The organism is Pseudomonadota bacterium, assembly GCA_018817425.1.
Lineage (GTDB): Bacteria > Desulfobacterota > Desulfobacteria > Desulfobacterales > RPRI01 > RPRI01.
This window is the reverse complement of record JAHITX010000031.1, coordinates 1-7,707: the sequence shown is the minus strand read 5'-3', so window position 1 is coordinate 7,707 and position 7,707 is coordinate 1. Positions and strand designations below refer to the sequence as shown.

The following is a 7,707-nucleotide window of genomic DNA, read 5'->3' as shown; positions in this document are numbered from 1 at the left end:
TTTCAGGCTCAATAATTTAAGTGGGTTATGTGGCATGCAAACTTGACCAATTACTGGCAAAGTTTATAACTGGCTGAATTTAATCAATTGTTTTTTTTAAATATAATTTGATTTATTCTTCTTCGCGAATGTCGGGCTAAGACCTTTATCTTTATGCCGCTTATAAAGGGCCGCTCTTTGGTGCAGGGCGTTGTTTTTCACAAAATTCCATAAATCAGCCAATTCAGCGGAAGAAACATTTAGTTTTCTTTCAAGCATCGCATCTATTTTTCCGTTTTGTTCCGAAATTACTTTCAACCAGTGTTGAATAGTATGGGGTTTAATGCCTATGATCTTTGCCACTCTTTGTATGGGCATACCTTCTACCAAATGTTTAAGAGCCATCAGGATTTTTTCTTCAGGAGATCGAAGGCCGTAAAGGCTATAAAAGATCCCGGCTTCTCTGCATGAGAATGATTTACCGCATTCTTTACAAATATTTCTATGAAATAAGATGTCTGCTTTTGTCCGGTATGTCCCATAAGAGATGATATTATCTTTATTCGTCTTATTATATAATGTGCATTCAGGATTCTGGCAAACCTCTTTCTCCACACTGTATGTTTTGTCCGTTGATTCTTTTTTGTCATCATACTTTCGCCCACCAACACTTAGCGGCATGTCACCAACACTTAGCGGCACATCATGGCTTAAAGAATTATAGCCGTGTAGTTTTTCTGGCGAATCATTTTCGAGCTTGCTGCTGTTATTGTCTGATTTTATGGATATGGCACGCAAAGGAATATTCTGTCTTGCCTTTTTTATCAGGTTTTTTGGAAACGCCTGGTTTTCACTTTGTTCAATAGTACTTAACAAATTCCATAAAGGCTGCTTAGGTCTTATCAGGGCATCCAGTTCAACCTCATAAAGTTTACACCAAATTTCAGAACTTGAACATCGATAATCTCTCGCGAAGCTCATGCCAATCTTATTATAGAGTTTGCATGTTTCTTCCACAGGTGAATAACCGGCAACTATGTATCTTTTCTTTTCTTTTATTTTAGCAAAGTATCGCGCAATACGTACAATATTCTGGTGTGATGCATTTATACTGGCTGCATATGAAGAATAATTAAAATAAACCCCTTCATTAATAGAAAGAATATCGTTGATTCTATCGCATGTCAGATAATGCTCGAAGCTCTCCTGCATTTTGATTTTTTCATATATATCTGATCTTAAAGGAAGAAATATAATATGACCTACATAATGACCCCATGAGTCAAAAATTATATGGTTCAAATCAGGTAGAAGCATAGCAGCTTTTTTTATGACATCCTTAAGCAATGGTTTTACCGTATGGTAAATCTCCCTATGGTATGAAAGAATCATGCTAATGTGTTTATCTTTTGAAACTCTTTCAGCTCTTACAATAAAGCTGTCGCCCAATTGTTCACTGAATTTATAAAGTTCATGGGAATAAAACTGGGCTTCCATCGATGAGTATGCAAAACGCCTTTCCTGTAGAGAATACCAGATGGGTTGATCTGCGTTAAGAGCAACACATACCTGCATTGGGATTCCAGTGACTTCGGAAAGATCATGAAGATTCTCTATACGAGCGTGACAACGATCTGTTTCCCAATTTCTTAATTCCCGGACACTTATTCCGATCAATTCCGAAATTTTTTCCTGGCTCAGGTTATAGCATTGCCGATAGTCATGGATTAAAGATCCAAGTGATTTGTAGAGCTTGGTTTCACTATTATTACTATCGGCAATGGTTTTTCCTCGTAAGGGAACCACTAATTATTTACACTCCTTTTAGAATCGGACAACAGGATACATTCACCGGTTAAGCACATATATTAAAAAAAACTCAGGGGCGCTCACATATTCTTGTGAACGGCTCGTTCTATCGGAAAATCAATACTCCATGCCACCTATATTATTATATTTACTTAACAAAGGTTTTTTTGTCAAGATACAAGAGTTATCGCAACAGGGTAACCGCATTTGGATTTATCTAACACTACAAAAGTAAACCAAGGGTAATCGATATTGGTATATATATGAGGAATTCCAATAGATTCCCCCTTAGAAAAGGGGGATTAAGGGGGTTGTGTGTGCAACTATAACCCGCAAATAAAAGCTTTATAAAACAGCTTTATGACAAAACAACCCCCTGGCCCCCTTTATTAAGGGGGAATTTTGAGTAAGGGGCTTTCTTTATAGAAAGAGAATTTTTTGAGTGATGGGGGGTTTCGCCATAAAAAGAAAATTTATGAGCAGTGGCGCTCTTTATTTAGGAAAAAATTACAAGGATTTAACTTTATTAAATTGGACTGAATATATTAATCCAAATGCGGTTACCCTGGTTATCGCAATTTTGACGTTTGTTTAAATAGATGAGTTTTTAAAAGCGGCCATTGATCAAAAGTCATGTTTATAGATCTTATGTTACTAAAGTGCTCTCCGGCATTAAACAGCCCCTTTGTTGTTTAATGTCTTGCCTGACAGCGCTTAGCAGTTGATGCGATCCTCAAAAGGGCTGTTTAATGCCGGAGAATAAAATAATTATAACAACTATAAAGATGGAGGGAGGAAAGGAGAAATGAAACGAATGATAATTCTAAAGTACTTTGGATTGCCATTGTGTTTTCTGCTTATTCTGCTCTTATGTGGCACTAACGTTAAAGCTATGGATTTGCCAAAAGTGATCGACAAGACCAACTGCAGTCAATTCAAAGAGCTTCTTATTCCGGCTATGTACCTTGCGGTTGAAAGAGGTGACTATGTTGTTACACCGGGGAAAATAAACTTCAAATACAAACATAGTGACAGCTTTCTTGCAGCAAGCGCAAAGAATGGAGAGAAATTTGACATAACACATGAGGGTGATTTGATCGATAAACGCACCGGAAAATATCCGGAAAATATTTACGGTTATCCTTTTCCTAACATTGATCTGAAAGATCCCAAGGCCGGAGAAAAGATGATATATAATTTTAATTTCCAAAGATACCGTTTTATGGCCTCAAGAGAACATATATATATTAGTTGGATAGATAAAAAAGATGAGGAACGCTATATTGAAGGCGTAGATCAGCGCCTTTATATGAATGGCCGTCCACCAGGCCAGGAAATAAAAAATCCCGATAAGTTTCTCTACTACCAATTCCAGAATGTTATGGAACCTATGAGCGTAAAAGGAACCAATACATTGAGCTATATATATATGGATGAAAAGCAAGATAGCAATTATGCCTATGTTCCTGCCATCCGAAGGATTAGACAAACCGGCACAACATCGAAGTCCGACCCCTATATGGGCTCTGATTCATGGATGGATACGAATTATATGTGGGATGGGAAAGACAGAAACATGAAATGGAGGTATGTGGGAGAAAAGACAATTCTAGTTTCTTTTACCAGTCCGAATATGATTCCTGCTCAGGAATTGCCGGATGGAAGAATGTCCAGGGCATATCCTTATACCGGCAATCATATCAAATGCGGTTATGAAGATCCAAACTGGAAGGGTGCATCCTGGGCGCCTCTTGGTATTACCTATGTCCCAAGGAAAGTATGGATTGTGGAACAGATGCCTAAAGATCCTTATTATAACTGGGGGTTGCACGTAAATTATATTGATCAGGAAACTTATACCATATGGTACAAGGAAGTATATGAAAGATCCGGTGATTTCAGGACATGGATTACTACTTTATTGCATTACAGCGAAACTCCAAGCGGTAAAAATAATACAGGAGATTTTGATGCCATGCCATTTATTGACGAAAAAACTCATCACTCTACATGTGTTAGCCGATCAACACATCCGGAATCATTCCTATTTATGCCGGCTTCAAAACTGGATCCCAGCTTTTTTGCCGTGAATAATTTCTTGTTGTTATCAAAATAAGGAAGCAATTAATTATCCGGTAATAATATAATATACTATTTTGCAAAAAAAGGAGACAAACTACCATGACCGTTAAATTAGGAAAGATGAAAGGTGCTGGTCCATACTACGGAAAATCACTGGATGAATTAAATGCCTGTCTTACATGGAGCTCTGAAGAGGAAAGAGAGATAGAGCGATACTGCAATAAGATTCATAAAAATATCTCCGAAGAAGAAATGACGCCGATGGAACGCTTCAAGGCAACTATGGAAGGCAAGGAAAGAGACCGTCTGATTGTGGAGACGTTTTACTTCCCATCCTATGCCGTGCGAACTCTTGACGGGTTTGCTAATGCCGTAAAAACCATCGATGCTTACTATTATCCCAAGCTGTTGGTTAAATCACATCTGGCAACCACAGCCCGCTATAAAATGGAAAGAATGTTTTGTGCACCAATCTCTTATGGAGAAGAATTATTCGGTGGTGATTCAATGTTTATAGAAAACGGCAACCCTGTTCATGATGGAGAATTGCCGATAAAGACTATTGAAGATCTGGAAGGACTGGAAGCACCCGATCCGACAAAACATGGCATGTTTGCTCAATATCTCTGGTTTTGCCAGGAAGTAAGACGGATATTTGATAAATACGAACTAAGCAATGTTATGCCCATCGAAGGGTCTTTTTGTGAAGGGCCGGACGGATTTGCCGCCATGCATATGATGGGTTGCAATCAATTTATGAAATATCTCCGCAAGAATCAAGAATTCTGCATAAAGGCAACGCACCTTGCTTCTGACTGGTTGATCAAACTGGGTATAGCAGTAACCAATTTAGGAAAAGTAGATTACAGCTACATGTGCTCAGATGTTGGAATGTATCCTGTAAAAGGGTCAGAGTGGGCTGCCGGTGAATATGCAAGAATCGGCAAGGCAGTAAAAGCCGCGGTAAATAAGCCTATCGTTCATGCCTGGGCCTTCAATGGAGCTATCGATTGGCTGGATGAAATGCTTAAAGCCGGAGCTTTAGGGGATGACAGCTTCGACGGAATCATGTGCACAGGAGATATTACCGACTACAAAATAGTAAATGATTTTATGCAAAAAAACAACCTTTACGGATGCTATGCTCCTTCAGACAAACTCCTTCTTAGCGGACCTATATCCAAAATCGAAGAAGAGATAAAGGAAAGGTGTGATGCCGCAAAGGCAATTCCAAACAACAGATGCACGATAGGTTTGGGTGCTATTGACTATTATACAACCCCTGAACATATGGACGCCAGTATGTCAGCTGCAATTAAATTTGCTAAGATGTGAGTATGATGAAACCATAGAAAGTCAGAAAACCCATATTTTCGTCATTCCGGCAAACTAAAATAGGTCTGGATGCCGGATCAAATGAGGAGGAGGTAGCATGATGGAAGACTACGGAGTTCAACTGACTACAGAAGAAGAAGCCAAAGTAGACGAGATATGCGGAAAAATCCGGCAACGGGTTGCAACTGAGGCAATAACACCTCGCGAACGATTTGAAACCGTATATCGGGGAGAAACGCCCGATCGGATTCCCATTCAGGTGTGTGCTATAGGTCTGCATGCAGCAACCAACTACGGGGTAACAACATCCGAACTATACAGCAATCCGAAAACAGCACTTTTTGCATATCTTACTCATTTGGAGAGATTCGGCTATGACACACCTTCCGCTTTTCGGTTCAGCGCAGGAGAAAAAGAATTCGGTGCAAAAATGGTCTATAGTGATCATGGAGTTCCTTTTGTTAGTGAAAGTATAATTAATACAGCAGCGGATCTGGTAAAAGTAAAAATACCGAACCCACGCAAAGACGGCACACTGCCATGGCAGCTCTGGATGCTTAGCATACTCAAGAAAAAGCTTGGCGATATTATGCCTATCTTTGGTTTTATGCCCATTCCCGGGGCCATTGGTCCCGTTATCATGCCTATGGATAAGCAATTTCTGGCCCTTCGTAAAGATCCGGTGCTGGCTCACAGCATAGCCGCTTTGGTCATGAAATTTACAATTGATTACGGTACGGCAATGTTTGAGGCAGGTGCCGACATGATCCATATTGTAGGAGTTGATGACCAGGTATCATACGCCATGCATAAAGAATATGAGTTTCCATATGTATGCGGCCTGGTTAAATCTTTACCTTGTCCTTGCTTTATAATAGGAGCCGGAGACTGGTCACATGTTTTGGAATCATATGCCAAAGCCGGTGTTCATGGATTTTTCTTGCACAGCGGCCAGCCTACACCTCTGGAGAAAGCAAAAAAAATAGCAGTAGATTATAACCTTACACTGCGTTATGGTATGAGCAGCAACATATTAGTTCATGGACCTGCGGATAAAATTCGTGATGAAGTAAAAAGGCTTATAAAGGAAGGATGGGCAGGCGGGCGCTTTGTATTGGCAACAGATGGTTTGGATACGAACACTCCGGCAGAGCACCTGGATATTTTCATGGAGGCGGCAAAAGAGTATGGAAAACTTCCTTTGAAAATTTAGCAGATATTTTTACATCAGATAAACTCTTACATAGTCCAACAACAAACCTGTTTTTGCAATCAAAGTTTAGTAGAGTTTCTTTCGAATCCTGAAAGGAGTAATAAAGATGGCAAAAAACAAAAAGAAGGAGAATAAGGTAACATCGCGCAGGGATTTTTTGAAAAATGCCAGTCTTTTTGCCGGTGGTATAGCAGGCACTATGGGCATGGCCAATCTTGCCGGTGATGCCTTAGCCAGTAAAGATATGTCCAAAGAAGTTCCGGTTCCTGGAAAGACAGTTCTCGTACCAGAGCCTGTTTACGAAGTATATGATACTGATATACTTATCCTTGGGGGTGGTTTCGCGGCTGTATCTGCTGCTATGGAGGCCTTTGGTCAGGGCGCCAATTTATTAATGGTAGACAAGGGGCCTTTCGGATTTAGCGGCGGGTTTGGTATGAATTGGGACAACTATGTTTCCAGTATAATAGATAGCGATCCGGCATATAGGTTCAACTTTTGGTACTCGGAGGGTCTGGGCAATCAGAAGGCGATGAGCGCAGTCTATAATCATATCGTGTTTTCAGGGCTAAAACCACGATTGCTGCCGCAGGTCCTTGCACATGGCACTATGGCTGGATTACCGTAAGCCCGACTTCTATTGGCAGTCCTGATAATACGGGAGATCTGGATGCGATTGTCTTAAGGCACGGTGCCAGATTGACTGATTGTGAATTCATGGCTAATGACCTGGTATGAATCCAATGCGCATCCAATAGTTGACGAGAATCTTGCAACCGATATACCCGGTTTTTTCTGCCCGTTAGGTGGTGGTATCAGAGGTGTAAGAACCGCCGGCCTTGATATGAATATGAGCGCCGGCTCACTTTCAGCGATTAAGGCAGTTGAATATGCAAATAAAGTACAGATTAATAAGATAGACTGGCAACCGGTGAATCAAGAATTTACGCGAGTCCATGAAATCCTTAACAGAAAGGTGAATAAACCCATTCGTCCTCACGTTGTTAGACACGCCATTCAAAGGGCTTCTTATAAGGCATTGGGACCAATATGAAATGGGACAAGCCTTGAATCGTCCATTAAAGAGATAGTTCGTATCAGAAAGGAAGATCTTCCGAGGATGATAGTTTCCAACAAGACGAAAACATTTAACCCGACATTCGCGAAGAAGAATAAATCAAATTATATTTAAAAAAAACAATTGATTAAATTCAGCCAGTTATAAACTTTGCCAGTAATTGGTCAAGTTTGCATGCCACATAACCCACTTAAATTATTGAGCCTGAAAG

Annotated in this window: 6 protein-coding genes; 5 read left to right on the top strand and 1 reads right to left on the bottom strand. The window is 40.2% G+C overall.

Annotation, left to right across the window (positions count from 1 at the left end):
• Positions 1-96 precede the first annotated feature (96 nt).
• Positions 97-1,785, bottom strand: coding sequence for a helix-turn-helix domain-containing protein (locus KKC46_06600; GenBank protein ID MBU1053483.1), 1,689 nt, complete (start codon positions 1,783-1,785; stop codon positions 97-99).
• 808 nt (positions 1,786-2,593) lie between these two features.
• On the opposite strand from KKC46_06600, the gene KKC46_06595 reads away from it, so the two are divergent.
• From KKC46_06595 to KKC46_06575, 5 genes are all read left to right on the top strand, one after another.
• On the top strand, positions 2,594-3,904 hold the full coding sequence (locus tag KKC46_06595; GenBank protein ID MBU1053482.1) for a DUF1329 domain-containing protein: 1,311 nt from the start codon (positions 2,594-2,596) through the stop codon (positions 3,902-3,904).
• A 65-nt stretch (positions 3,905-3,969) separates the two neighbouring features.
• Positions 3,970-5,205, top strand: a complete 1,236-nt coding sequence (locus KKC46_06590; protein ID MBU1053481.1) for a hypothetical protein — start codon at positions 3,970-3,972, stop codon at positions 5,203-5,205.
• A gap of 97 nt (positions 5,206-5,302) precedes the next feature.
• Complete coding sequence (locus tag KKC46_06585; GenBank protein ID MBU1053480.1) at positions 5,303-6,418, top strand: hypothetical protein; 1,116 nt, start codon at positions 5,303-5,305, stop codon at positions 6,416-6,418.
• A gap of 106 nt (positions 6,419-6,524) precedes the next feature.
• Complete coding sequence (locus KKC46_06580) at positions 6,525-7,046, top strand: hypothetical protein (protein ID MBU1053479.1); 522 nt, start codon at positions 6,525-6,527, stop codon at positions 7,044-7,046.
• Positions 7,047-7,127: 81 nt separating this feature from the next.
• On the top strand, positions 7,128-7,472 hold the full coding sequence (locus KKC46_06575; protein MBU1053478.1) for a hypothetical protein: 345 nt from the start codon (positions 7,128-7,130) through the stop codon (positions 7,470-7,472).
• Positions 7,473-7,707 lie beyond the last annotated feature (235 nt).